The 23,805-nt window shown below is 73.6% G+C and carries 27 protein-coding genes; 1 reads left to right on the forward strand and 26 read right to left on the reverse strand.

Features of this window, described 5'->3' with window-relative positions; all coding sequences use genetic code 11:
• Nucleotides 1–130 precede the first annotated feature (130 nt).
• Complete coding sequence (locus tag AB0C69_RS02150) at nt 131–1,567, reverse strand: MFS transporter (RefSeq protein ID WP_360348605.1); 1,437 nt, start codon at nt 1,565–1,567, stop codon at nt 131–133.
• Nucleotides 1,568–1,632: 65 nt separating this feature from the next.
• On the opposite strand from AB0C69_RS02150, the gene AB0C69_RS02155 reads away from it, so the two are divergent.
• Entirely contained in the window at nt 1,633–2,160 is a 528-nt protein-coding gene (locus AB0C69_RS02155) for a helix-turn-helix domain-containing protein (protein WP_360348608.1), read from the forward strand.
• Between the two features lie 18 nt (nt 2,161–2,178).
• On the opposite strand, the gene AB0C69_RS02160 is transcribed toward AB0C69_RS02155, so the two are convergent.
• The 25 genes from AB0C69_RS02160 to AB0C69_RS02280 form a co-directional block, all read right to left on the reverse strand.
• The gene (locus AB0C69_RS02160; protein ID WP_360348611.1) at nt 2,179–2,811 is read right to left on the reverse strand and encodes an ATP/GTP-binding protein; all 633 of its coding nucleotides are present in this window, start codon (nt 2,809–2,811) and stop codon (nt 2,179–2,181) included.
• Entirely contained in the window at nt 2,792–3,235 is a 444-nt protein-coding gene (locus AB0C69_RS02165; protein ID WP_345173477.1) for a DUF742 domain-containing protein, read from the reverse strand. Before AB0C69_RS02165 ends, AB0C69_RS02160 begins: the two co-directional genes overlap by 20 nt.
• A 6-nt stretch (nt 3,236–3,241) precedes the next feature.
• On the reverse strand, nt 3,242–3,661 hold the full coding sequence (locus tag AB0C69_RS02170; RefSeq protein ID WP_185032209.1) for a roadblock/LC7 domain-containing protein: 420 nt from the start codon (nt 3,659–3,661) through the stop codon (nt 3,242–3,244).
• Nucleotides 3,658–6,441: a nitrate- and nitrite sensing domain-containing protein gene (locus tag AB0C69_RS02175; RefSeq protein ID WP_360348616.1), complete on the reverse strand. Its 2,784-nt coding sequence runs from the start codon at nt 6,439–6,441 to the stop codon at nt 3,658–3,660. The genes AB0C69_RS02170 and AB0C69_RS02175 overlap by 4 nt, the downstream gene beginning before the upstream one ends.
• Before the next feature lie 82 nt (nt 6,442–6,523).
• Nucleotides 6,524–7,081 (reverse strand): hypothetical protein, encoded by a 558-nt coding sequence (locus AB0C69_RS02180; protein ID WP_360348619.1) that lies wholly within the window; start codon nt 7,079–7,081, stop codon nt 6,524–6,526.
• 39 nt (nt 7,082–7,120) lie between these two features.
• The gene (locus tag AB0C69_RS02185; protein ID WP_345173472.1) at nt 7,121–7,663 is read right to left on the reverse strand and encodes an ATP-binding protein; all 543 of its coding nucleotides are present in this window, start codon (nt 7,661–7,663) and stop codon (nt 7,121–7,123) included.
• A 138-nt stretch (nt 7,664–7,801) separates the two neighbouring features.
• Nucleotides 7,802–8,383, reverse strand: coding sequence for a PadR family transcriptional regulator (locus AB0C69_RS02190; protein WP_345173471.1), 582 nt, complete (start codon nt 8,381–8,383; stop codon nt 7,802–7,804).
• Between the two features lie 76 nt (nt 8,384–8,459).
• The gene (locus tag AB0C69_RS02195; protein ID WP_360348623.1) at nt 8,460–10,337 is read right to left on the reverse strand and encodes a fatty acyl-AMP ligase; all 1,878 of its coding nucleotides are present in this window, start codon (nt 10,335–10,337) and stop codon (nt 8,460–8,462) included.
• Nucleotides 10,338–10,341: 4 nt separating this feature from the next.
• Nucleotides 10,342–12,315, reverse strand: coding sequence for an acyl-CoA dehydrogenase family protein (locus AB0C69_RS02200; protein ID WP_360348626.1), 1,974 nt, complete (start codon nt 12,313–12,315; stop codon nt 10,342–10,344).
• Nucleotides 12,316–12,387: 72 nt separating this feature from the next.
• Complete coding sequence (locus AB0C69_RS02205; protein ID WP_345173466.1) at nt 12,388–12,840, reverse strand: nuclear transport factor 2 family protein; 453 nt, start codon at nt 12,838–12,840, stop codon at nt 12,388–12,390.
• A gap of 29 nt (nt 12,841–12,869) precedes the next feature.
• Entirely contained in the window at nt 12,870–13,718 is an 849-nt protein-coding gene (locus tag AB0C69_RS02210) for an SGNH/GDSL hydrolase family protein (RefSeq protein ID WP_360348630.1), read from the reverse strand.
• 34 nt (nt 13,719–13,752) lie between these two features.
• Nucleotides 13,753–14,397, reverse strand: a complete 645-nt coding sequence (locus AB0C69_RS02215) for an SGNH/GDSL hydrolase family protein (protein ID WP_360348633.1) — start codon at nt 14,395–14,397, stop codon at nt 13,753–13,755.
• Nucleotides 14,397–14,654, reverse strand: coding sequence for an acyl carrier protein (locus tag AB0C69_RS02220; protein ID WP_345173620.1), 258 nt, complete (start codon nt 14,652–14,654; stop codon nt 14,397–14,399). Before AB0C69_RS02220 ends, AB0C69_RS02215 begins: the two co-directional genes overlap by 1 nt.
• Before the next feature lie 464 nt (nt 14,655–15,118).
• Nucleotides 15,119–16,123, reverse strand: coding sequence for a sulfotransferase (locus tag AB0C69_RS02225; protein WP_360348636.1), 1,005 nt, complete (start codon nt 16,121–16,123; stop codon nt 15,119–15,121).
• 621 nt (nt 16,124–16,744) lie between these two features.
• Nucleotides 16,745–17,812, reverse strand: coding sequence for a hydrogenase expression/formation protein HypE (hypE, locus tag AB0C69_RS02230; RefSeq protein ID WP_360348639.1), 1,068 nt, complete (start codon nt 17,810–17,812; stop codon nt 16,745–16,747).
• The gene (hypD, locus tag AB0C69_RS02235) at nt 17,809–18,969 is read right to left on the reverse strand and encodes a hydrogenase formation protein HypD (protein WP_360348642.1); all 1,161 of its coding nucleotides are present in this window, start codon (nt 18,967–18,969) and stop codon (nt 17,809–17,811) included. Before hypD ends, hypE begins: the two co-directional genes overlap by 4 nt.
• Nucleotides 18,969–19,238 (reverse strand): HypC/HybG/HupF family hydrogenase formation chaperone, encoded by a 270-nt coding sequence (locus tag AB0C69_RS02240; RefSeq protein WP_185032181.1) that lies wholly within the window; start codon nt 19,236–19,238, stop codon nt 18,969–18,971. The genes hypD and AB0C69_RS02240 overlap by 1 nt, the downstream gene beginning before the upstream one ends.
• Nucleotides 19,238–19,876, reverse strand: a complete 639-nt coding sequence (locus AB0C69_RS02245; protein ID WP_345173618.1) for an SIS domain-containing protein — start codon at nt 19,874–19,876, stop codon at nt 19,238–19,240. Before AB0C69_RS02245 ends, AB0C69_RS02240 begins: the two co-directional genes overlap by 1 nt.
• 5 nt (nt 19,877–19,881) lie before the next feature.
• Nucleotides 19,882–20,088: a HypC/HybG/HupF family hydrogenase formation chaperone gene (locus tag AB0C69_RS02250; RefSeq protein ID WP_345173455.1), complete on the reverse strand. Its 207-nt coding sequence runs from the start codon at nt 20,086–20,088 to the stop codon at nt 19,882–19,884.
• Entirely contained in the window at nt 20,085–20,681 is a 597-nt protein-coding gene (locus AB0C69_RS02255; protein WP_360348645.1) for an SIS domain-containing protein, read from the reverse strand. Before AB0C69_RS02255 ends, AB0C69_RS02250 begins: the two co-directional genes overlap by 4 nt.
• Complete coding sequence (locus AB0C69_RS02260; RefSeq protein ID WP_360348648.1) at nt 20,678–21,184, reverse strand: DUF892 family protein; 507 nt, start codon at nt 21,182–21,184, stop codon at nt 20,678–20,680. Before AB0C69_RS02260 ends, AB0C69_RS02255 begins: the two co-directional genes overlap by 4 nt.
• A gap of 23 nt (nt 21,185–21,207) precedes the next feature.
• On the reverse strand, nt 21,208–21,339 hold the full coding sequence (locus tag AB0C69_RS02265; protein ID WP_345173450.1) for a hypothetical protein: 132 nt from the start codon (nt 21,337–21,339) through the stop codon (nt 21,208–21,210).
• Nucleotides 21,336–22,112 carry a hydrogenase maturation protease gene (locus AB0C69_RS02270; RefSeq protein ID WP_360348651.1) on the reverse strand — a complete coding sequence of 259 codons (777 nt, stop codon included), beginning with the start codon at nt 22,110–22,112 and terminating at the stop codon, nt 21,336–21,338. Before AB0C69_RS02270 ends, AB0C69_RS02265 begins: the two co-directional genes overlap by 4 nt.
• Complete coding sequence (locus AB0C69_RS02275; RefSeq protein WP_360348654.1) at nt 22,109–23,101, reverse strand: hypothetical protein; 993 nt, start codon at nt 23,099–23,101, stop codon at nt 22,109–22,111. The genes AB0C69_RS02270 and AB0C69_RS02275 overlap by 4 nt, the downstream gene beginning before the upstream one ends.
• The gene (locus AB0C69_RS02280; protein ID WP_353834673.1) at nt 23,089–23,763 is read right to left on the reverse strand and encodes a DUF6084 family protein; all 675 of its coding nucleotides are present in this window, start codon (nt 23,761–23,763) and stop codon (nt 23,089–23,091) included. The genes AB0C69_RS02275 and AB0C69_RS02280 overlap by 13 nt, the downstream gene beginning before the upstream one ends.
• Between the last annotated feature and the right edge of the window lie 42 nt (nt 23,764–23,805).

Here is a 23,805-nt window from a genome sequence, read left to right on the forward strand (position 1 = left end):
GCGTCACGATGACCATCACCAGGCAGGGCGCGGAGCCGCGGGTCGTGCGCGACGTCGTGCGGGGTACGGACGAACCGGGCCTCGCGGTCCGGGTCAAGGCTTCGCCCGTTTCCCGTGTCAAGGAGGGGTGTCAGGCGCGGGCGATCACTTCCGTTTCTGGCTCGGGGACGGGACGGGACGGCCGGAGCCGGCGCGGGGTCATGCCAAGGGCGGCGATCGCTGCGATCACCATGAACGCGCCGACCATCAGCCAGGCGTGGACGTAGGCGGTGTGGGCGTCCGGGTAGCCGTGGGGGGTGCCGAGGACGGCGACGGCGAGGCTCACGCCGAGCACCGCGCCGATCTGCCGGCTCATGTTCACCACGGCGCTGCCCGTCGCGTAGCGGTGGGGCGGCAGCTCGACGGCGGCGGCGGACAGGATGGTGGGCAGGGCGAGCCCGACCCCCGTCCCGCCGACGAGCCAGCCGGGCAGCATCTCGGCGGCGTAGGCCGGCGCCGGGCCCAGGCTCATCGCGATCAGGACGACGCCGAACGCGCACAGCGTGCACCCGACCGCGGTGATCAGCCCGACCGGGACGCGCGCGGAGAGGCGTCCGGCGACGAGCGCCATCACGGGGACCATCAGGGGGCCGGGCGCGACGGCGAGCCCGGTGCGGATCGGCGAGTAGTGCCAGACCTGCTGCATCCACAGCACGCCGAGCAGCAGGTTGGCGGCGAACGCGACGGTGAACAGCAGGACCGCGGCGTTGGACCAGAGGAACGTGCGGACGGCCAGCAGCGCGGGCTCGATCACCGGCGCGGGGTGGCGCAGGGAGCGCAGCCAGAACCAGGCGAGGCCGAGCAGCGCGGCGGCGGCCACGAGGACCGTCCGCTCCCCCGGCCAGTCGTTGATCTTCACGACGCCGAGCGCCAGCAGCGCGATCGCGGCGGTCGCGACGGCGGTCCCGAGCAGGTCGGGGACGCGGGCCGTCACGCCTTCGCGCGAGTCGGGGACGAGCCGGGCGGCGAGCAGCACCGCCGCGATCCCGATGGGGACGTTGACCTCGAACACCCAGCGCCAGGAGGCGTCCACGAGGACGCCGCCGACCGCCGGCCCGGCCGCGGCGGCGATCGCCGAGGCCGCCGACCAGATCCGCACCGCGCCGCCGCGCCGCTCCGCCGGGAACGCCGACAGCAGCAGCCCGAGGCTGGTGGGGATGAGCGCCGCGGCGCCCGCGGCCTGAAGGACGCGGAAGGCGACGAGCCACCACAGCGACGGGGCGGCGGCGCAGGCCTGGGAGGCGAGGGTGAAGACGGTCAGGCCGAGCAGGAGGCCGGCCTTGCGGCCGTAGCGGTCGGCGAGCCGGCCGAGCGGCACCAGCAGGGCGGCGAACACGATCGCGTATCCGTTGAGCACCCATGACAGGTCGGCCATCGACTCCCCGGCGAAGTCGCGGCCGATGTCGGTGAACGCCACGTTGACGATGAACAGGTCGAGGCCCGCCATGAAGGAGGCGACGGAGAGCACCGCGAGCACCGGTCCCCTGCGGACCCGGCCCGCGCCGCGCACCTGACTTTGTTCCACCATAGTCAGGGAGGCTAGCGAGCCCCCTGACTTTGGTCAAGCAAAGTCAGCAGGTTTATAGTGGAAGGGTGACAATCTCACTGGAAGGGCACTTCGCCGACCGCGACGCCTGGTCGATGCAGAACTGCCCGGTCGCGAGGACGCTCGCCGCGCTCGGCCCGCCGTCGGCGGTGCTGGTGCTCAGCGAGGCCTTCTTCGGGACGAACCGATTCGGCGACTTCGTGCGCAACCTCGGCATGACCGAGTCGGCCGTCACCGCGCGGCTGCGCCACCTCGTCGACGCCGGCCTGCTCACCAGGGAGCCCTACCAGGAGCCGGGGCAGCGCACGCGGTACGAGTACCACCTGACGAAGATGGGCCTGGACCTCGCGCCGACCCTCGTCAGCCTCATGGAGTGGGGCGAGACCTACCTTCCCCACGAGGAGGGCCGCCAGGTCATGCTGACGCACGCCCGCTGCGGCGAGCGCGTGACGGCGCAGGTCAGGTGCGCGGACGGCCACGACGTCGCGGTGGACGAGATCGTCATGGGGCCGCCGAGCGCGGCGGACGAGGACCAGGGGGACGGCGGGGGCGAGACCGGCGGATCCGGGGGGTGACGCGCGGCCGCGCGGCGGTCACGCGTGCCGGGTGCCGCCCGCGAGCCGCAGCGCGTGCTCGACCAGCGAGACGAGCACCTCCTTCGCCGACCCCGTCCGGCGCGCGTCGCACAGCAGGACGGGCACGTGGGGGTCGATGTCCAGGGCCGTCCGGATCTCGGGCGCCTCGTAGCGGTCGGCGTCGTCGAAGCAGTTGACGGCGACGACGAACGGCGTGCCCTTGCGCTCGAAGTAGTCGATCGAGGCGAAGCTCGCCATGAGCCGCCGCGTGTCGGCGAGCACGACCGCGCCGAGCGCGCCGCGCGACAGCTCGTTCCACATGAACCAGAACCGCTCCTGGCCGGGCGTCCCGAACAGGTAGATGGCGACGCCGTCGCGCAGCGTGATGCGGCCGAAGTCCATCGCCACGGTCGTGGTGGACTTGGCGGCCACGCCGTCGAGGTCGTCGACGCCGACGCTCACGTCGGTCAGCGCCTCCTCGGTGCGCAGCGGGCGGATCTCGCTGACGGCGCCGACCAGGGTCGTCTTCCCGACGCCGAACCCTCCGGCGACGAGGATCTTCAGCGCGACGCGCGGACCGTCCGCCCGGTCGTCGGGCTCGTCCGGTTCCGCGGTGGCGGGGGGCGGGGCGTCAGAGCGCGCGGAGTTCATCGAGCACCCTCCTGAGCAGGTTCGGGTCGTTGTGCGGCTGGAGCGCGGTCACCGGGCCGAACGGCCCGGACGGCGACGGCGCCGGGGACCATCGCTGGACTTCCAGGAGGCCGGAGTCGAGCAGGTCGCCGGCCAGCACCCGGATCACGCCGAAGGGCAGGTTCAGGTCCGAGGCGAGGTCGGCGAGGGCGTGCGGGCGCCGGCACAGCGCCAGCAGCCTGCGCTGCTGGCGCGAGAGCCGGCCGGGCTCGGGCGGCGGCCGCCCGGTCGCGACGAGGATCGCCACGATGTCGAGCGGCTCGCCGCTCGGCCGGGTGCGGCCGCGCGTCACCGCGTAGGGACGGACGATCGGCCCGGCGGCGGCGTCGAGCCACCGTTCCCTGCCGGGACCCCGGGGAGCGCCGGGCCCGTCACTGGGGTCCATGGCGGGTCACCGGTGTCCGGGCCCGGGCGCGCCCTGCCTGAGTCCGGTGGACAGCTGCCTGCCGACCCGCTTGACCAGCATCGTCATCTCGTAGGCGACGAGGCCGGCGTTGGCTCCGACCTCGCTGAGCAGCGCGAGGCAGCTGTTGGCCCCGGCCGGGACGACGAAGAACAGGCCCTTGTCCATCTCGACGAGCGTCTGCCGGATCTCGCCGGAGTCCAGTTGCGGGCGCGCCCCGACGGCGAGGCTGTGGAACCCGGCGGCGAGGGCCGCCAGGTACTCGGAGTCCTCGCGCCCGACGCCCCGCGACATGCCCATGACGAGCCCGTCCCGGGACAGCACGACCACCTTCCGGATCTGCGGGACCCGGTCGACCAGGTCGTCGAGGAGGAAGTTCAGCTCGGCGGCCGCTCCCTGATAGGTCATGATCTTCCTTCCATGCCGTCCGCGGGTCCTTCGGGCGCCTCGTCCTCGTCCCGGCCGCGCAGCCAGCCCGCCTGCAGCGACGCGAACAGGTCCCGGGACGCCTCCGCCGACCGTTCCTCCCAGGCGGCGATGGCGTCGCCGGTGGCGGGCTCTTCTCCGTACGGGCCGGTCTCCTCGTAGGAGCCGGTGTCTTCGTAGGCGCCGGCGTCGCGCAGCTGGGGCGCCAGGCTCCCGCCGCGCACCCGGCGCGGCAGCGGGGCGCGCCCGCCGCCGGCCGTCCCCGCGTCCCCGAACGGGGTTCCCCCGAACGAGGTCTCGCCGAACGACGCGGGCGCCGCGTACCGGCCGGCGCCTCCGCCGTAGGAACCGCCGCCGTAGGCGGGGCGGGGACCCGCGGCCTGGAACGGACGCGTGGCGTCGGTCGGCGGCGGACCGTGCGGCGGTGGGGTCCCGAACGACGTCGGGGTCTGGTCACCGTCGTCGAACCCCACCGCCACGTTCTGGTCCGGCTTCTCCTCGCTCTTCCACTGCGGGAAGGACACCGGCGTCTCTGGCGGCACCGCTTCACCGGCCGGCCCCGGGGCGTGGGGCGCCCTGCCGTTGGGCACCGGGTGGCCGGGCACCGCACTTTCGGGCACCGCACTTTCGGGCACTGCCCTGTTGGGCGCCGTGTCGGTCGACGCCGCGTCCTCGGCGGGGGCGATGTCGTACACCGGCGCGTTGAGCGTCGCGGTGGACGACGGCGCCGGAGGCGTGGGCCATGCGCGCATCGACCCGTTCGCCGCCGCCGCGCCCCGCTGCTGGACGGGGCCCGCCTGGACGGCGCCGTCCTCGTCCTCGGGCTGGTCGGCGTCCACGATCAGCTGGCGCGGGATCAGCACGACGGCGCTGACGCCCCCGTACAGGGACGGCTGCAGCGCGACCTTGATGCCGTGCCGGCCGGCGAGCCGGCCGACGACGAACAGTCCGAGCCGGTCGGTGACGGCCAGGTCGAACTCGGGCGGCCGCGCCAGCCTCAGGTTCAGCGCGTCCAGTTCGGACTGGTCGAGCCCGATGCCGCGGTCGATGATGTCGACGGCGAACCCGTTGGCGCCCATCTCGCCGCGGACGAGCACCTCGGTGGGCGCGGGCGAGAACACGGTGGCGTTCTCGATCAGCTCGGCGAGCAGGTGGATGATGTCGGCGACGGCCTCGCCGATCACCGCGGCCTGCCCGGACACCACGACGATCTCGACCCGCGTGTAGTCCTCGACCTCGGCGACCGCGGCGCGCAGCACGTCCTCGACGTGCACCGGCCGGCTCCAGCCCCGTCCCGGGGACGTCCCGGACAGGATGACCAGGCCCTCGGCGTGGCGGCGCATGCGGGTGGTGAGGTGGTCGAGGCGGAACAGGTCCTCCAGCACCTTCGGGTCGGAGGCGTCGCGCTCCATCTCGTCCAGCATCCGCAGCTGGCGGTGCAGCAGCGACTGGCTGCGCCACGCGACGTTGAGGAACACGCGGCTGATGCCCTGCCGCAGGTAGGACTCCCGCACGGCGGTCTCGATCGCGGTGTGCTGCACCTTGGTGAAGGCGTCGCCGACGCGCGCGACCTCACGGGACCTGCCGATGACCAGCGGCGGCGCCTCGGCGTCCACGTCCACCTCCTCGCCGCGCCGCAGCCGGGCGACGACGCCGGGCAGCCGGTCCTCGGCGAGCTTGAGCGCGGCGCGCTGCAGCCCGCGCAGCTCCCGCGACAGGCTGCGCGCGGCCAGCAGCGACAGCACGATCGAGGCGACCACCGCGAGCAGTCCGAACCCGCCCGCCAGGACGAGCCGCATGATGATCCGCTCACCGATCGGCTTGGCCATCTCGTTGAGCGCGAGGCTCGCCTCGGTGACCTTCTGCGCCCACGCCTGGGACAGCAGCTGCGTGGTGGCCTGCCAGTCCGCGGCCTCGGGCGGCAGCCGGTCGCCGCGCGCGTTGACGATCGCGTCCTCGGCCGCCCGGTACCGCTGGAACTCCGGGGACGCCGCGAGCCTGGCGAGCGGCCCGCGGATCCGCTCGTTGAGGTCGGCGAGCCCGGCCTCGAACTCGCGCCGCCCCTCCGCGGCCCACTGGACGAACGCGGTGTGCTCGGCGGAGGTGAGCCGCCCGTTGCGCGCCATCGCCGCGGTGACGAGCGAGTCCTCCCGCAGCATGTAGGCGCGGGCGTTGCCGATGCCGATCAGCGCCCGGCCCTGGGTGAAGATGGCGACGTCGTTGACGGTCACCAGGCCGTCGAAGACCTTGATGACCTGGTCGAGCAGGACGCTGTAGGAGTTGATGACCTCCAGCGGCTGGACCCGGCCCGAGTCGACCCGGGCGCGCAGTTGCGGCAGCCGGTCCAGCGCCCTGACCGCGTCGGCGAGCCGCCGCTTGGTCGCCGGCTCGGCCGCGTCCCTCGCCTCGGGCGACAGCGCGGTCGAGCGGAACGCCTTGTCCACGGCGCTCACCCGGGCGCGCTGCCCGCCCAGCTTCTGCCGGTCCGCGGGGTCGCGCGTGCTGAGCGCGACGACGCTGAGCGAACGCTCCGCCTGGAGCTGGTTCACCAGGTAGATGCCGGGAAGGCCCACCTTCTCGTACGTCGTGGAGAAGTCGTACTTGTCGAACGCGTCGCCGAGCGTGATGTTCGCGGCGAACGCCCACAGGGTGATGAGGGACACCAGCGGGACCAGCAGCAGCGCCGTGATCCGCAGCCGGATGGGATGCCGGCGCCGGGGCCTTCTGCCGGACGCGTCGTCGCGGGGTGTCGTGCGGGACATCGAGATCACTACCTCTAGCCGGGGCCGGGCCGCGCCGCCGGCGTGTGCGCGCCGGGGCGGCCCGTGTGTCAGGGGTGCGGGGTCAGGGGCGGGCCTCGTCCAGGGCCGCGCGGGCGACCAGGCCGCGCAGCCGACTGGTGATCATCGCGACGGCCTGGGCGTGCCCGCGCAGGGCCTTGTCCCGCGCGGTGTACTGGCCGATGTCGGCGTGCATCGCGTGGTCGGACACGATCGTCTGCCACAGCAGCGGCCTTCCGTTCGCCGCGATGCCGAGGTCGATCACGGTGAACCAGGTCGAGACGACCACGACGACGGCGCCGACGCGGATGACGTCCTGCGCGAGCAGGCGTCCCCGCACGTCGAGCAGCAGCCGCTGGGCCTCCTCGGCCGTGGCGCGCCGCCCGTCCTCCCGGTAGTAGTCGGGGGGACGGCGGGGATCGGCGGGCCGCCGGCCGGCGGGCTCCCCCGCGGGCCGGTGGTCGCCGGGCCCCGGGTCGGCGGGCCTTCGGTCGATAGGCCCCCCGTCGGCGGGCCGCTGGTCGGCGGCCGGTTGCCCGAGGGGCGGCTGGTCGGAGGGCCGCTGTTCGGCGGGCCACCTGTCGGCGGGCCACTTGTCGGCGGGCATGGCGTCAGCAGGCATGGCATCTCCCATCGCCGTACCGGGGTGCGCGGGAGAGGCTCAGTGGCCGGGGTGCTCGTCCCGCGGCCAGGCGCGGACCTCGCACCAGACCGCCTTGCCGGAGGCGGTGTGATCGGTGCCGTGCCCGTCGGCCATCACCGCGACGAGGAACCAGCCGCGCCCCGTCTCCTCCATGAGGTCGACCGGCCGCGCCGTCGGGACGGCGGCGCTCTGGTCGTGCACCTCGATGCGGAGCCGGGCGCCGGCGCGCAGCAGCCGCAGGCACAGCGCGCCCCCGGCGTCCGGCGCGTGCCGGACGGCGTTGGTGACGAGTTCGGACACCAGGACCTCGGCGTCGTCGGCGATGTGCCCGATGCCGGACGCGGTGCTGACGGACCTGCTGAAGCGCCGCGCCGCGGGCACGGACTCCCGCTCGGCGGGCAGCGTCAGCTCGCCGAGCAGGACCGCCGGCGGCTCGTCCAGGCCCCGCAGCCCGTTCGGCGCGGCGCCGTTCGGCGGCGCGACCGGCGACGCGGTGGTGGTCAGGTGGCTCGGGAGTGGGGTGCTAGGGAGTTCGATGGTGTGGTGGTCGCCCGACATCATGAACGCCTCCTTGACTAAGGCGTGCCGCCCGATTCCAGCCCTGCCGGGGTGCGAGGCTGAGGTGGGCGTGGGGGGGTTGTGCCGGTGCCGCCGCTGTCCGGGCAGGCGGTGGCACGGCGTGCGAGGGACGCGGCCGCCTCATGGCGGGCCGCTCCCCTCGGACCGGGTGCCCGCCCGGGCTCGCAGCAGCCGGGCGGTGCTGGTGAACCACGCGTAGTTCTCCTGCTCGAAGCGGCGTCCGCGCAGGCACGTGAGGTAGGGGCCGAGAGGGGACCCGGTGCGCAGGAAGGACTCCTCGTCCTGGTCGCCGCGCAGGTGCTTGAGGGTGCGTTCGAAGACCTCGACCTTGGCCGCCGAGGCCACCGCCCGGTCCTCCAGCTGCGCGATGACGGAGTCGGCGCAGATGTGGTCCACGGCCTGCACCATGACGAGCAGGTTCTCGCGGATGATCCCTGGCTTGGCGGGGGTCACGGCGAACCGTTCGAGCTCGTCGACGCCCGCCTGGGTGACGGTGTACACGCGCTTGTTGGGTCGATCGTGCTGGATGATCTGCCGCCCGCTGATCAGACCTTCCGTCTCCAACCTCGACAGCTCCGAGTAGAGCTGCTGCGGTACGGCGTGCCAGAAGTTGGAGACCGACAAATCGAAGATCTTTGCCAGCTGGTAACCGCTGTACTCGCCGTCGAGCAGCGCCGCCAGCACAGCGTGACGTAGCGCCATCGGCCTTCTCTCCCCGCCTTGACTCAGGGTGATGCCCGACGTTAGCAGACAACGACATGATTAGTCATCATGTTGACTAGGATTGGTCAGCGTCGATCGGTGCGGGCGCCTCCCGGAGCCCGGCGACGCCCGGTTCGAGGTCGGCCGCGAGTTCGGTGATCTTCCCGGTCAGGAACGCCTCGCGGGTCAGCCGGCGCTGCATCTTCCCGCTGGTCGTCCGCCTGACCGAGCCCCGCGCGGCCAGCACGACGCTGACGGCGGGCAGCTCGAACGTGCGGGCCACCCGCGTCCTGACGGCGGAGGCCACCTCCTCCAGGGGCGTCCCGGCGGCCGCGCGGGTGCTGATCTCCTGGATGACGACGACCTGCTCCCGGCTCGCGTCGACCGCCGCGCCCCCGCCGGGCCGGCCGCCCGGCGGGGGCGGGCCGAGGTCGGCGTCGAGGGCGGCGTCGATCGCGAAGGCGGCGCCGAGCAGGGCGGCCGGATGGGATGCGCGGGCCACCTCTTCGATGTCGTGCGCGTGGATGTTGCGGCCGTTGACGATGATCAGGTCCTTGATCCGCCCGGTGACGTAGAGCTCGCCGTCGGCGGTGAAGCCGAGATCGCCCGTCCGCAGGAAGGGGCCCTCCCCGGTGGACGTGCGGGCGCGGAAGGTCGCTTCGGTCTGCTCGGGGCTCCCCCAGTAGCCGCGGGCGACGCTGCCCCCGCGCACCCAGATCTCCCCCACGCGCCGGTCCGGCCGCTCGGCGCGGGTGTCGGGGTCGACGACGCGGACGTCCAGGGTGACGGGACGGCCGCTGCTGACGAGCCGCCTGACGCCGCCCCGGGCGGGGCCCTCGCCGGGAAGGCCCTGCTCGTCCGCGGGGACGGCCTCGTTCCGCGCGAGGGCCCCGGCGTCGAAGTCGCGGACGACCGGGCCGCCGCCCAGGGGCGCGCCGGTGATGAGCAGGGTCGTCTCGGCCATCCCGTAGCACGGCATCCACATCGAGGGCCGGAACCCGACCGGGGCGAACCGCTCGGCCACCGCCTCCAGCGTCGCGGCCCGGACGGGCTCCGCGCCGTTCTTCACGACGGTCAGCGACGACAGGTCGAGGCCCTCCATCTGCCGGTCGGTGACGCGGCGCAGCGCCAGCTCGTACCCGAAGTTGGGCGCCACGGTGATCGTCCCCCGGTACCGGGTGATCAGCTCCAGCCACAGCACGGGCCGCTTGATGAACGTGATCGGCGAGGTGAACACGTACCGGCAGCCGAGGTAGAGCGGCTGGAGGAACTGACCGACCAGGCCCATGTCGTGGTAGTGCGGCACCCAGCCGACGCCGACGGTGGCGTCCGACCCCTCGATGCGGCGCTTGATCTCCTCGCCGTTGGCCAGCAGGTTGCCGTGGGTGACCATGACGCCCTTGGGCTCGCTGGTCGACCCGGAGGTGTACTGGAGGAAGGCGACCGTGTCCGGGCCGGACCGCTGAGGGGACCAGTCGCCGGCGTCGGTGTCCTTGCCCGCCTGGGTGTCCAGGCAGTGCACGCGCCCCTTCAGCCCGGCGGCCGACAGCCACGCGTCGAGGGTGTCGCGGTGGGCGGTGTCGGTCAGGATCAGCGCGACGTCGGCGTCCTCGATGATCCGGCGGGTGCGGCCGAAGCGCCCCGCGTCCAGGTCCGGGAGCGGGGCCGGGACGGCGATGACGCGCGCGTACAGGCAGCCGAGGAAGGCCGCCAGGAACTCCAGCCCCTCCGGATAGAGGAGCAGGACCGCCCGGTCCCGTAGGCCGCGCGCCTCCAGGCGGCAGCCGAGCGCGCGGGCCTTGCGGTCCAGGTCGGCGAAGCCGAGCACGTTCTCCCTGTACCGGCGCCCCGGCTCCTCGCTGATGAAGGTGAAGGAGCGGGCGTCGCCGTGCGTCCGGATGTTCTCCCGGACGTGCGACACGAAATCTCTCGTCGTCTCCGGTGGCCCGGCCATGGTGTCAGCCGTCCTCGGGCGAGAGGAGCCGGGAGAGCGGGAGCGAGGACAGGGACAGCAGGGAGAACCAGCGCCGGTCGCCCTCGCCGCGGAACATCGCGTCCTCCAGCGGCGGGAGGAAGTCCTCGGACAGGACGGTGTCGGGCTGCGCCCGCTGGAGCAGCCGCTGCAGGCACAGGACGAGCCACTGGCCGTCCTCGAACGCCCCGCCGAACACCTCCCGGTTGTGGAGCCAGGTGAGCATGCACGACGTCATCGCGTGCAGCTCGCAGTACCGCCTGGCCCGCGTCAGCGCCGCGACGGAGGAGGTGTCGCCCTCGTTCGCGCGGATGCCCTCCTCGATCCTGGCGCGCAGGGCGCCGATGGCCGACAGCAGGTCCTTCAGCTCGGCCGCGACGCCGGGCGCGGCGTGCGCGTTCGCCGCCGCCAGCATTTCCTCGGAGATCTCCTCGAACCGCTGGCCGATCTCGTCGCGCCCCTCGTTGGTGAGCTGGAGCTGGCGGCCGTCGGGGTCCCAGGCGGGCGGCGTCCGCGTCCAGCCGAACAGGTCGGCGAGCAGCTCGTCCTCGCGGCCCGTCTCCGCCGGCGGGTCGATCAGGAAGGGCAGCTGGCCCGCGACGTTGGCGAGGTTCACGTGCGTGGTGCCCTCGAAGATGCTCGCGATCGCGTGGTCGCGCTGCAGCTTCTGGAACACCCCGTGCGCCACGCCCTCGCGCAGGTAGCCGCGCGCGGCGAGCACGGTCCCGATGCTGGCCACGACCTCCTCGCCGAGGACGGGCACGAAGTACTTCACGATCGAGGACCACAGGCTGAGCCGGCCGGGCGCGACCGTCAGGCAGCGCGCCACCGGGATCGCCACGCACTCGGCGATCAGCAGGTCCAGGTGCGCCTTGACCAGATGGTCGCGGATCACCGGGATCCGGTAGATGTCCGATCCGTACAGGGTGCGCTGGCGCGCGTACTCCATCCCGATGCGCACCACCGCGTCCATCGTCCCGACCGACAGCGCCGCGATCGCGGTCCGGGTGATCTGCAGGGTCTTCAGCGTCTGGACGAGCCCAGAGCCGCGCCGCCCGATCACCCGCTCGGCGGGCAGCCGCGCCCCGGAGAACGCGACGCCGGACAGGTCGTGGCCGCGCAGCCCCACCGTCCGGACGGGAGGCAGCGTCGACCACGCCGCCGGGTCGAGTTCCCGCTTGTCGACCAGGATGAGGGAGAAGTCGCGCGGACCGGTCTTCGCATAGGTGGTGACGAAACGCCCGCGGGTGGCGTTGCCGACCGGCCACTTCACCCCGGTCAGCACCAGCTCGTCGCCCTGGATGTCGGCCTCCGACTCCGACGCCATCACGTCGCTGCCGTGGTCGGCCTCCGAGACGCCGAAGCAGGCCAGGTCCCCGCGCAGCACCCCGTCCGCCACCGTCCTGCGCTGCCACGCGTCGCCCCACAGCCACACCGGGTTGACCGCCAGCAACCCGGACCCGTACATGACCGCGACGGTGACGCTGCGGCGCGAGATGCCGCGGGTGACGAAGAACAGCTCCTCCAGCGTCGTCAGGCGCCCGCCCAGCCCGCTCGGCACCAGGTACTTCGGGAAGCCCCACGCCCGGACGGCGTCCACCGCGCCCGGGGGGAGCTCGTCGCGCTCCTCCGCCTCCACGATCGCCTTGTAGGAGAACGGCCCGGCCTCGTCGTCCATCGGGTCGCCGAGGTAGCCGTCCAGGTCGGCGGCGATCCGGTGCGCCGGCGCCAGCCGCTCGCCCGGGGGCCGTCCGGGCGCGGAGCCTCCCGAGGCGGGCCGCTCGGGCGCGGGGCTCTCGGACCCGGGGGTCGCCGCCGCGGGGTTCTCGGACGAGGGGTTCTCGGAATGGCCCGGGTGGACGGAACGCGCGGGGTGGACGGAGTTCTCGGCGTGGGCCCCGGTGGCGGAGTGAGCGGGGCGGGCAGGGTGCACGGGGTGTGCGGGGACCTTGCTATCCATTTTTCCTTCGACTCCCTTGTGTGGGTCGCGCCTTCGGGTTCGCGGGCCGCGACTCCTGTGCGGGTCGGCTCCCTATGGCTGCGCGGTGTCGCCGGACGGGCCCCCCGCGTCGTCGGCGCCGGTCGGATCCTCCATGCGCCTGCCGACCACCCGGGCGAGCGTCATCGCCGCGGGCAGCGGGCGGACCATGACGGTCAGGCTCGTGACCAGCCCGGTCTCGCCGAACCTGAGCAGGTCCAGCCCCTGGAGGTCCTTGCCCAGCACCCTGGCGCTGAAGACCAGGGCCTGCGCGGGCGGGCCCGCGCCGTTCGTCCCGCCCGAGGGGACGCCCACCAGCTCGTCGGTGTAGTGGAAGTCCTCGAAGACCTCCAGCAGGACGCCGAGCAGGGCGGCGACGGCGTCGCGCCCCAGGTAGGGCTTCACCATCACCGGGCTGCGGAACTCGATGCCGGGGTCCAGCGCATCGGTGATCGCGGCGAGGTCCTTGGCCTCCACCGCTGATCGGAACGTTCCGGGAACCGTCATCCGGCTGCTCCCTTTCGCTTGCCGTGTCGTCAGTCGGCCGTCCTCGGCGGGACGGCTCCGGCGGGGGGCGTGCCCTGTGGCGGGTCGCCGGGTTCGTCCGCGGGAGCGGCGGGTCCGGGGGCGGGAGCGGCGGCGACGGCGGTGCGGGCGAGGTCGCGCGCCCAGGCGCGGTAGCCCGCCGCCGACGGGTGGAAGCCGTCGGCCGCGAAGAGCCGCCGGTCGCGGGCCATCGCCTCGTCCATGGGAGCGTGGACGGCGCCGCCCGCCGCCGCCGCGTCCCGGGTGATCCGGTCCATGGCGCGCGCCCGCGCGCCGAGGACCGAGCGCAGCGGCCGCGGCAGGGCGGGGAACCGGTGCACCGGCGGCATCCCGGCGACGAGCACGGTCGCCTCCGGGAACCGGCCGCGCACGAGGGCGACGAGCTCGGTGACGTCGGCCGCCCACCGGCGCAGGGGACGCCGCCTGAGCAGGTCGTTGATGCCCGTGGTGACGACGACCAGGTTCGGCGCGGAGCCGTTCGCGGGCGGGACGAGCCCGCCGATGATGCTCCGGGCCGTCGCGCCGTTCCGGCCGGAGACCGACCAGGCCACGCTGCGCCGGAGCCGCTCGCCCAGCTCCTGCGCCAGGAAGCCGGGCAGCGCCTCGGCGTGCCGGGACGCGCCGACGCCCACCGCGGTGGACTCGCCGATCACCATGACCCGGAAGGCGGGGCCCCGCCCGGGGTCGGCGCCGGCGACGAAGCCCTGCTCGTCCCCGGTCGCCGGGTCCAGCCGCGGTGTCCGCCGCACCGTCCGCCATGCCTGCACCACCAGTACGGGAGCGAGGAACGGCAGCATCGGCGAACGGAGTGCGCGGGCGACGGAATGTGCTCTTTTCATCAGTCTCCCAGACTGCCGGATCGGCCCCCGGAACTCATTTCACCCGCTCGCCGAGCAGGCTTGCCGCAATCTGCGCCATCACTTTCGCGACATAGGCGTGCCCATCCGGATTCAGATGGATTCCGTCGGCGCTCCACATCGCGGGATCGGCGACCGTCGCCACCGTCTCCCGTTCCGGGAACACCATTCCGAACTCGCGCGACACCCGGTCGAGTTCGGCGTTGAAGTCGTGAATTCGCTGCACCGTGCGTTTCTTGCGGAACTGCGAGATCGGGGTGATGTCCAGCAGCGGCGGCCGCGGCACCGGGATGGCGAGGACGACCGCGCCGCGCCCGCGGGCCCAGCCGAACAGCTCCGCCAGCCGGCGCGCCGCGGCCTCCCGCTCGAAGCCGCGCAGCGCGTCGTTCATGCCGCAGCCGAGCACCACCAGCCGCGGCGCCAGCCCGCGCACGGCGGGCAGCTGGTCGCGGACCACGTCCTCGACCGTAGCGCCCGGGTCGGAGGCGTTGAGCATCTCCTCGCGGGGGATCCCCAGGTGAAGGGCCAGTCGTCCGGCCCAGCCGAGCCACCCGCCGGCCGGGTCCGGATCGTCCTGGCCCTCGGCCACGCTGTCGCCGAGCACCACCATGGCGGGCCCGGCGGCGCCGGCGCCGCCCACCTCGGGGGGCCGGCCGGCCATCACGCGACGAGGTCGAGCAGGTAGTCGGTGAGGTCGGCCACGGTCTCCCGGCGCCGCGCCTCGGCCACGTCGACCTCCACCTGCAGGTGGTCCTCGATGTCGCTGATGATGCTGATCGCGTACACCGAGTCGACCCCGTAACGGGCGAGTTCGACCCCGGGATCGATGTTTTCCACAGGCCTGTCGAGGTAGAAGGCGATCTTGTCAAGAAGCCACGATTGCAGCTCGTCGTGGGAAATTATTTCCGATCGGGACACCGCCACTCCTCCTTATGTCAGAGGATCATCGAAACAATCGCGATTGGTAACGGAAGACGAGCAACACGCAAGATACAGCCAAATGGTTGGCGTGTCTCGATCCGCATGTGAACGATCGGACACGGAGGTGTCTCCGTCCTGTAAACCGAGTCAGTGGTACGGTAAAAACGGCGATAAGTTACTTACCAGTAACCACTTCCGATAAGGGCCCAACGCCCGCGGGCGCGGCACGCCGTTCCCGCGCGCCCCACCGATACGTCCTCCCCCGCGCGACTTCCGGCGGCACGCCACCTGCGCCGTTCCCCCACCGGGCCGGCCCGGGCGCCCCCCGGCGACGGCCGCGAACCGGGCATGTTCCAGGAGAGTTTCGGACAACCCTTCGACCCGGTCCCGTGCGGCATGGCCGAGAGTGCCTTACCTGAAGGCAAGGGCCACCTGTCCCTTCAGTCCCCGCCCTCAGTCTGTCAGGACACGCTTACCGGACCGTTCAGCCGCGAGACCACGGGGTTGGGCTCGCGCCGCTCCGCGAGCCGCTCGCGGAGGGTCTGCGTCTGCCGCGCCCGCCAGCGGTACACCGCGAGGCGGTGGAATCTGACGAGCGGCGCCGCCGCCGGACGCGTCCCCTCCGTGATCGCGTAGCCGTGGATCCGCAGCCGGGACGCGAGCACGTGCTGGACGAGGTCCGCGTCGCAGGCCTCCAGCCGGTGGCGCCAGGCGCCCACCTGGCGGCCGTTGACGGCCTCGTGCGTGCCCAGATGCCACTTGCGCGTCGTCGGCACCGTCCTCCGCGCGTGCCGGTACGCCGTCGTCATGGCGGGGTCGTACTCCTCGCCGAGGAAGGCGCACAGCCTCGTCAGGGCGTCCTCGGGGTCGGCGACCAGGTCCTCGTAGCGGAACTCGTAGAACGTTTCCGGCCCGAGCCGTGTCCGGAGGCGTGCGCCCATGTCGACCGCCTCCCGCCACGTCAGCGCGGCCGTGTGGATGTCGCCGTCGAACCACGGCATCCGCACCAGGGAGCTCACCGCGTCGCGGCCGTCCCGGACGAGGTGGATGAACTGGGCGTCGGGGAACATCCGCCGCAGCATCGGCACCCGGCGGAAATAGCTCGGCCGCTTGTCCCCCCAGCGCTGCTTTCCGTGCTGGCGCGCGTACGCGCGGAACACGGCGGCGATCGCCGACCCGAGCGTCGGCGGCCCCTGCACGATCTCCTCGACCACGGCGGCGGCGTCCAGCCGCAGCACCCGGAACTTGGTGCCCTCCCCGCCGGTGATCCATTCGGCCAGCGCGCGCCGGTTCTCCGCCCGTTCCAGGTCCCCGAACCGGTGCCGGATGTCGTAGGAGACATGCACGAACCGTGTCTCGGAGGGGAACGCGATGCGCCGGTGCGAGTGCAGCATCTGCTGGAGCAGCGTGGTCCCCGAGCGCGGGCACCCGAGCACGAAGATGGGTCGGCATGACTCCCCTGTCATGGCCCGCGAGTACCCGCACCCCTCGCGAAGAAGCTCAAACGAACCTCAACAGATCCTGAAAACCGCAGGTCGCAGGAGTCTCACATTCCCCATCGGCCCCTCGCGCCCGCCCGAGCCGGCCTTCTCGCCCCGGCGCCGGAGGCGTGCCGGCCCCGCACAGCGCCCTGTTACTCCTCGTTCACCCGCCCGCCGGATGCTTCCGAAGTGGTGGAAGAAGGGCCTATGCGGCGGCGGCCGGTGTCGCCCGGTGGACGCCGTCCGCGTCACCGTCGCCGGCCGCCCCTGCCCTTCCCGAGTAATGCTCGATGTGCGGATTCCGCGGGCGCGCATTGAGCGGCGAGATATGCGATGGCCGGCGTGCGGACACTTCCCGAGTGGCTCACGCCCCGTGTCCGCCCGCGCTCCGCCATTTTCCGCCGCCGACGTTTCCGGCGTCGCGATGGGGCGTCCAGGACCGCCGGAAAAGCGGTCGCGGCCCGAGACGGTCCACGGGTCCTTCGGGGACGGCCGGGGTCGCGGCGATCACGGCCGGCCGTTCCTGGCGGTCGCCGCCGTGATCCCGTCTCCGCCGTCGCGGAACGCGGTCCCGGCCCGCTGGTCGCCGGCCGGGAGCGCCGCGCGTCAGCAGATGCGCGGCAGCGGGTCCCCGACCAGGAGGTCGACGATGCGGGTGCCGCCGAAGGCCGTCCTCAGCAGCACGAGCCCGGACGGGTCGTCGGTCACGCGGCCGATGACGGCGGCCTCCTCGCCCAGCGGGTGGGCCCGCAGCGCCGCCAGCGCGTCCCGCTCGCACTCGGGGGCGACCACGACCACGGCGCGGCCCTCGCACGCGACGTACATCGGGTCGATCCCGAGCAGCTCGCAGGCGCCCCGGACGGCGGGCCGGACGGGGATCGCGTCCTCCTCCACCACCACGGCCGTCCCGGCGTCCGACGCCAGCTCGTTGAGGACGGTCGCGACCCCGCCCCGGGTCGCGTCCCGCATCCGGCGCAGGCCCCCCGGGCAGGCGTCGGCCAGGTCCGCGAGCAGGCAGGTCAGCGGCGCGGTGTCCGAGACGACGTCGGCCTCCAGCTCCAGCTCGCCGCGCGCCAGCATGATCGTGACACCGTGCTCGCCGATCGGCCCCGTCACCAGCACGGCGTCCCCGGGGCGGACCTCCCCCGCGAGCCGGGACCGCACGACCCCGACGCCCGCCGTGGTGACGAAGCAGCCGTCGGCCTTGCCGCGCTCCACGACCTTGGTGTCGCCGGTGACGATGTCGACGCCCGCCGCGTCCGCCGCGCGCCGCATCGACTCGGTGACGCGGCGCAGGTCGGCGACGGGGAAGCCCTCTTCGAGGATGAACCCCGCCGACAGGTGCAGCGGCCTCGCGCCGCAGACGGCGAGGTCGTTGACCGTCCCGTTGACGGCCAGGTCGCCGATGTCGCCGCCGGGGAAGAACAGCGGCGACACGACATGGCAGTCCGTGGTGAAGGCGAGGTCGGCGCCGTTCACCCTGAAGAGCGCCGAGTCGTCCATGCGGTCCAGGAGCGGGTTGGCGAACGCCTCCCGGAACACCGCCTCGACCAGCGTGTGAGTGGCCTTGCCGCCGGAGCCGTGCGCGAGCGTGATCGTGTCCTCGCGGAGCCGCGCCCTGCGGCCCCGCGCGCGCTCGATGCGTTCCAGGACCTGCTCCTCGCGGACGGTCATCGCACGGCCTCCCTGACCCCGCCGGGCTCCCCCGCCCGGCCCGCCTTGCCGATCCGCTCGCGGGTGAAGCGGCCGAAGTTGTAGTACGCGGCGCAGGCGCCCTCGGACGAGACCATGCACGTCCCGATCGGCGTCTCCGGGGTGCAGGCCGTCCCGAAGACCTTGCACTCCCACGGTTTCAGGACGCCCTTGAGCACCTCGCCGCACTGGCACGCCTTCGGATCGGCGACCCGCCCGCCGGGGATCTCGAAGACGCGCTCGGCGTCGAAGGCGGCGTACTCCTCCTTCATCCGGAGCGCGGAGTGCGAGATGAAGCCGAGGCCGCGCCACTCGAAGTACGGCCGCGGCTCCATGACCCTGGAGATCGCCTCCAGCGCCCGGGGGTTGCCGTCCCACGGGACGACCCGCCCGTACTGGTTCTCGACCTCCGAGCGGCCCTCGGCGAGCTGGGCCAGCAGCATGTGCACCGACTGCAGGATGTCCAGCGGCTCGAACCCGGCGACGACCAGCGGTTTCCCGTAGTCGTCGGTGATGAACGAGTAGGGCCGGCAGCCGATCACCGTCGACACGTGGCCCGGGCCGAGGAAGCCGTCCAGGCGCAGGTCCGGCGAGTCGAGGATGGCCTTGATCGCCGGAAGGATCGTCACGTGGTTGCAGAACACCGAGAAGTTCCCGACCCCCGCCGCGGCCGCCCGCAGCACCGTCATGGCGGTGGACGGCGCGGTCGTCTCGAAACCGATCCCCATGAACACCACGCGCCGCGACGGGTTCCGCTCGGCGATCCTCAGCGCGTCCAGCGGCGAGTACACCATGCGGATGTCCGCGCCGGCGGCCTTGGCGTCCAGGAACGACCCCCGGCCGCCCGGCACCCGCATCATGTCCCCGAACGACGCCATGATGACGTCCGGCTGCGACGCGATGTGGATCGCGTCGTCCACCCGCCCCATCGGGATCACGCACACCGGGCAGCCCGGACCGTGCACCAGCGAGATGCTCTCCGGCAGGTAGTCCTCCAGGCCGTGCTTGTAGATGGTGTGCGTGTGGCCGCCGCACACCTCCATGAACTTGTAGTGCCGCCCGGGCTCGCACAGCGAGGCGATCGAGGCCGCGAGGACCCTCGCCCGCTCCGCGTCCCGGTACTCGTCGACGAAGCGCATCAGTCGATCCTCGATTCCCGCAGCGCGTCGATCTCGTCGTCGTAGGCCTCGCCGAGGCCCTCCAGCAGCGCCAGCGTCGCCCTCGCCTCGTCCTCGTCGATCTTGGACATGGCGAATCCGACATGGATCAGCACCCAGTCGCCGGCGGCGAGCCGCTCCCCGTCGAGCAGGGCGGTGTTCACCGCCCGCCGGACGCCGGTCACGTCCACCGTCGCCACCGGGCGGTCCGGCATGATCTCCACGATCTCGCCCGGTATCGCCAGGCACATCAGAAGGCCTCCCCCGCCAGTTCGAGCTGCGTCAGTTCCCAGAGCGCGTGGTAGATCGTCGTCTGCGCCTCCTGGACGCGGTGCACCGACGACGACGGGACGGTGAACAGGTGGTGCAGGCCGGGCGTCTCCGCCATCTGCCCCCCGGTGTATCCGGCGAGCCCGACCACCGTCATCCCGCGCCGCGCCGCCTCCCGCAGCGCGGCGATCAGGTTGTCGGAGTTCCCGCTGGTGGACAGCGCCAGCGCGATGTCGCCCGGACGCCCGAACGCGGCGAGCTGCCGCGCGAACACCACCTCGAACCCGACGTCGTTGGACAGCGCGGTGACCACGGCGACGTCGGTCGTCAGCGCCAGCGCCGGCAGCGGCCGCGCGGACCCGCCCGGATTGAGGAACAGCGAGGCGACGTCCTGAGCGTCCGTCGAGCTGCCCCCGTTGCCGAACGTGAAGAGCCGGCCGCCGGAGCGGAACGCGCCCGCCATCCGCGCGGCGCAGGCCGCGAGGTCCTCGGCGTACTGCTCCAGGACGGCCTCGCGCAGCCGGACGATCTCGTCGGTCTTCTCGCGCGTCGAGCGGCGCACGTCCTCCAGCAGGGTGTCCAGCCCCGAGCCGCCCGCGTACAGGAAGGGATAGAGCATCTCGGTCACGTCGTCACGACCCCGATCGCCTCCTTGGCGTGGACGAGCACGGTGTCGCCGACATCGGCGTCCACCAGCGCCACGCTGACCCGTTCGATCCGGCCGCCGCCGACGTCCACGTCCGCGAGGCCGTCGGCGAGGAGCCGCGCGACGACGACCGGGACGGCCTCGTCCGCGCAGGTCACGCAGTGGTCGCCCGCGCATTCGGTCACGCCGTCACCTCCCGGCCGAGCACGCCCGGCTGCTCCAGGAACACGTGCACCAGCTCCCACAGCACGTGGTAGGCGGTGACGTGCACCTCCTTCACGACGCGCGGGTCGCCGGACGGCACGGTGACCAGGTGGTCGACCGCCCCGGCGAGCGCTCCCCCGTCCCCGCCCGCCAGCGCGACCGTCAGCATGCCGCGGTCCCGCGCGCACTCCATGGCGCGCAGCACGCTGCCGCAGCGGCCGTCCGGCGAGATCCCGAACGCGATGTCGTCCGGGCCGCCGAAGCAGCGGACCTGGTGGGCGAACGCGTCGTCGAAGCCCGCCCCGGCGCAGACGCCGGTGAGCGTCGCGACGTCCCCGGTGAGCGACAGCGCGGGCAGCGCCCGCTTGCCGACGATCACCGGGTGCACGAACTCGACCGCCACGTGCTGCGCGTCGGTGGCGGCGGCGCCGGTCCCGAAGGTGAGCAGGCGCCCCCCGCGGTGGAAGCGGGCCGCCATCGCGTGGCAGGCGGCGGCGATGGCGCCCGCCTCCTCGGCGAGCGCCGCGCCCGGCTCCGCGCGCCGCTGGAACACCTCCGCCACGGCGGCGGTCACCGGCCGTCCCCCGCGGGCGGGGCCTGCCGGGCGCGCAGCGACATGTCCACCGCGAGGTCCCAGCGGTCCGACAGCTCGTGCGAGATCGCGTGGGCGTCCTCGCACATCGCCGCCGCGATCCCCGCCGTCGCGGGGTCCCCGGCGCGGTCGGCGAGCCGCCGCAGCGTCTCGCCCGACGCGATCTGCAGGTGGACGGCGACGTAGGCGTCCCGCATGTGCTTGACCGGGTCGCGGTGGCCGTGGCCGATGCCGCCCTCCAGCACCGACGCGAGCAGCGTCCCGGCGTCGCGCGCGACGCTCGGCGAGGCCCCGTGCGCGTGCAGCCGCGCCTCGATCGCCCTGGTGTACGCCCGCGACCGCTCGGCGTAGTGGCCGAGCGGCCGGCACAGTTCCGGCTCGTCCGCCGCCGCGGTCAGCATCTCGCTGAGCGCGGCCTCGGCGTGCTCCTGGAGCGCGTGCGCGTCCTTCAGGTGGCCGACGAGCCGCCGCTCGATCGTCGTCATGAGCGTCCGCTCCGCGTCCCCGATCACATCGACTCGGCTTTGAGGTACCGGCGCATCGCCGGCAGCTCCTTGAGGACCATCACGACCGCGCCGACCGCCACCAGCCCGAGCATCACCCGGACGGCGACCGCGCCGCCGCACGTTCGCTTCCTCATCCCCCCGCTCCCTCCTGTGCGAGTTCCCCTGTGAATTCCTCCGCCAGCAGCCGCTCGACCAGCGCGGCGGCCTCCTCGACCGCCGCGCCGACCGGCGCGCTGAGCCTCATCTCCCAGGTGGCGTCCGTGGTCCGCGCCGACGGTTCGCACGCGACGAGCAGGATGCGCGGCGGGACCGGACCGTTGTCCCGGGCCAGCCGCAGCACCTGCGCCGGGTCGAGGCCGTGCGCGTCGACGGCGACGCCGCCGAAGTCGTCCGGGCCGGGCTCGACGAGCGACACGGTGCCGGGCGCGTGGCCGCGCTCGGCCGCGTCGACCAGGATCGCGGCCCGGTAGCCGTCGCCGAGCGCGTACATCAGGTCGATGCCGCGGATGCCGAAGTCGACGACGTCCACGCCGGGCGGCAGCGATCGGGTCGCCAGCAGCCGGACGACCTCCACGCCGAACCCGTCGTCGCCGTGGAAGACGTTCCCGATCCCCGCGACGAGGACCGTGCGGGACGGCGCCTCCCCGGGCAGCGGCTCGACCTCGTCCGGCCGGACGAAGAAGCGGTGCCCGAGCTGGTTGTAGGGGCCGAGGTCGCGGCCCGGGTCGTCGTCCAGCGCGACGACCAGGTGCACCCCGCCCTCCATGTCCTCCTCGACGCGCTCGACGACGGCGGTGCGGCCGACGAGCGCCAGGTCGAAGATGTCCGCGCCCCCGCGGGGCCGCAGCCGGACCCGGCTCCCCGGAGCCGCCTCCCGCCCGCCCGCGTCGCCGCTCTCCCCGCTCACCAGACGTCCTTCCGCGGATCCCGCAGCGTGCCGTGCAGCGCGAGCAGCTCACCGGACGACAGCGCGCCGCACCGCTCCAGGATCCGCCGCGCCTTCGGGTCGGTCGCCGCCATCTCCCGCCGCTCCTCCTCGGTGAGGGTGAGCACGCTGAGGATCAGCAGCTGGTCGATCTCCGTCCCGTCGAACAGGTCGCCGGGGCTCTCCGGCGCCACCTGCGGCCAGTCGTAGAGGACGATCGGCGCCGCGAGGACGGTGTCGCGGCTTCCCGGCTCCCCCGCGAGGACCGGCCACAGCCCGTCCCTGCCGCACTCGGCGGCCGCCTCCGCGAGCCGCTCCGGCGGGTCCGTGAGGGACGCGAACGCGCCCCCGCCGGTGCGCGCCACGACATGCGCGCACAGCATCCCGGCGCGGACGGCGTCCTCGCGCTCCTCGGCGGCGCCGGTGTTGACGACCTCGACGCGCAGCCGCACCGCGCCGTCCCCGGCGGGCACGGCCGAGACCTCGACCCGCCCGTGCACCCGCTCCCACGAGCGGACGAACCGCACCCCGCCGCCTCCGCACGGCGCCTTGCCGTCCACGGGCTCCTCCTCGGCGCCCGCGGCCACCTCGACGGGGACCCGGACGGGAGCGCGCACGAGGCGCTCGACCGCGATCGGGCCGCTGGTGAGCTCGCGCTCGCGGGCCTCCTGCCAGGTGGTGTGGGTCTCGTCCCCGGTGCTGATCTCGTCCACGGGGGTGTCGCCGTGCATCACCTGGCGGTGCACCGCGTGCAGGAACCGCAGCGTCACCTCGACCTCGGCGCCGGGGCCGGCTTCGAGGAGGAACTCGGCGTGAACCCTCCACCGGTCGCCGTTCCGCTCGGCGTGGCCGCGCGGGTAGACGCCCCCGATCGTCCAGCGCTGCCGGTTCTTCAAGGCGGACCGGCGGTACGGCCAGAGGAGGTACCCCTCGTAGAGGACGGTGTCCGCGATCGCCCTCAGGCGGTCCACTCTTCCTCCTCCCGTCGCTTCTCGGCGTGGCGCAGCAGCTCGTCGACGGTGTCGTCGAACGAGGAGTGCGCGCGCCGGGCCCGGTACGCCGACAGGCGGCCGAAGCAGTCGTCGTCCAGCCGCAGCCAGCGGGCGGTGCCGTAGTAGCGGCCCATCAGGTCCCGCCACACCTGGAGGGGCAGGTCGCCGGTGGCCTCGTGATGCCACGGGATCTGCCCGGTGCGCAGCGCGCCGTCCTCGCCCGGGTAGAAGACCGTGCCGTTGAAGGCCAGGTCGAGCGGGACGTCGCCGCCGCCGAGCGCGTGCAGGTACCGGTCGGCCGCGACCTGCATGTCGTGCCCGCACGGCAGTGACAGCGCCGCCTCCGTCCCGCCCCGGAACGTCGGCACGGTCGCGCCGACGCGCGCCCAGGTCAGGCCGCGCAGCGACCGGTCCCACATCTCCGGCGGGCCGAACACCCCGGCGAGCCGGTCGCGCTCCGCGTCGTCGTAGCCGCGGCGCGCCGCCGCGATCGTCACCGTCGTGGTGAGCAGGACGCACTGGACGGGCCCGCCGTCCAGCCGCCGCAGCCCGATCCGCAGGCTCAGCGTCGGCGTCGCCGCGAACCTCTCCGGCTCGATCCCGAGCAGGTCGAGCCCGAGCTCCGGTGTCTCGCTCATCATGCTGTGTCTCCCTGCGGGGGGACGACCCCCCACGCCCCCCGG

Source organism: Actinomadura sp. NPDC048032, from assembly GCF_040653175.1.
GTDB lineage: Bacteria > Actinomycetota > Actinomycetes > Streptosporangiales > Streptosporangiaceae > Spirillospora > Spirillospora verrucosospora.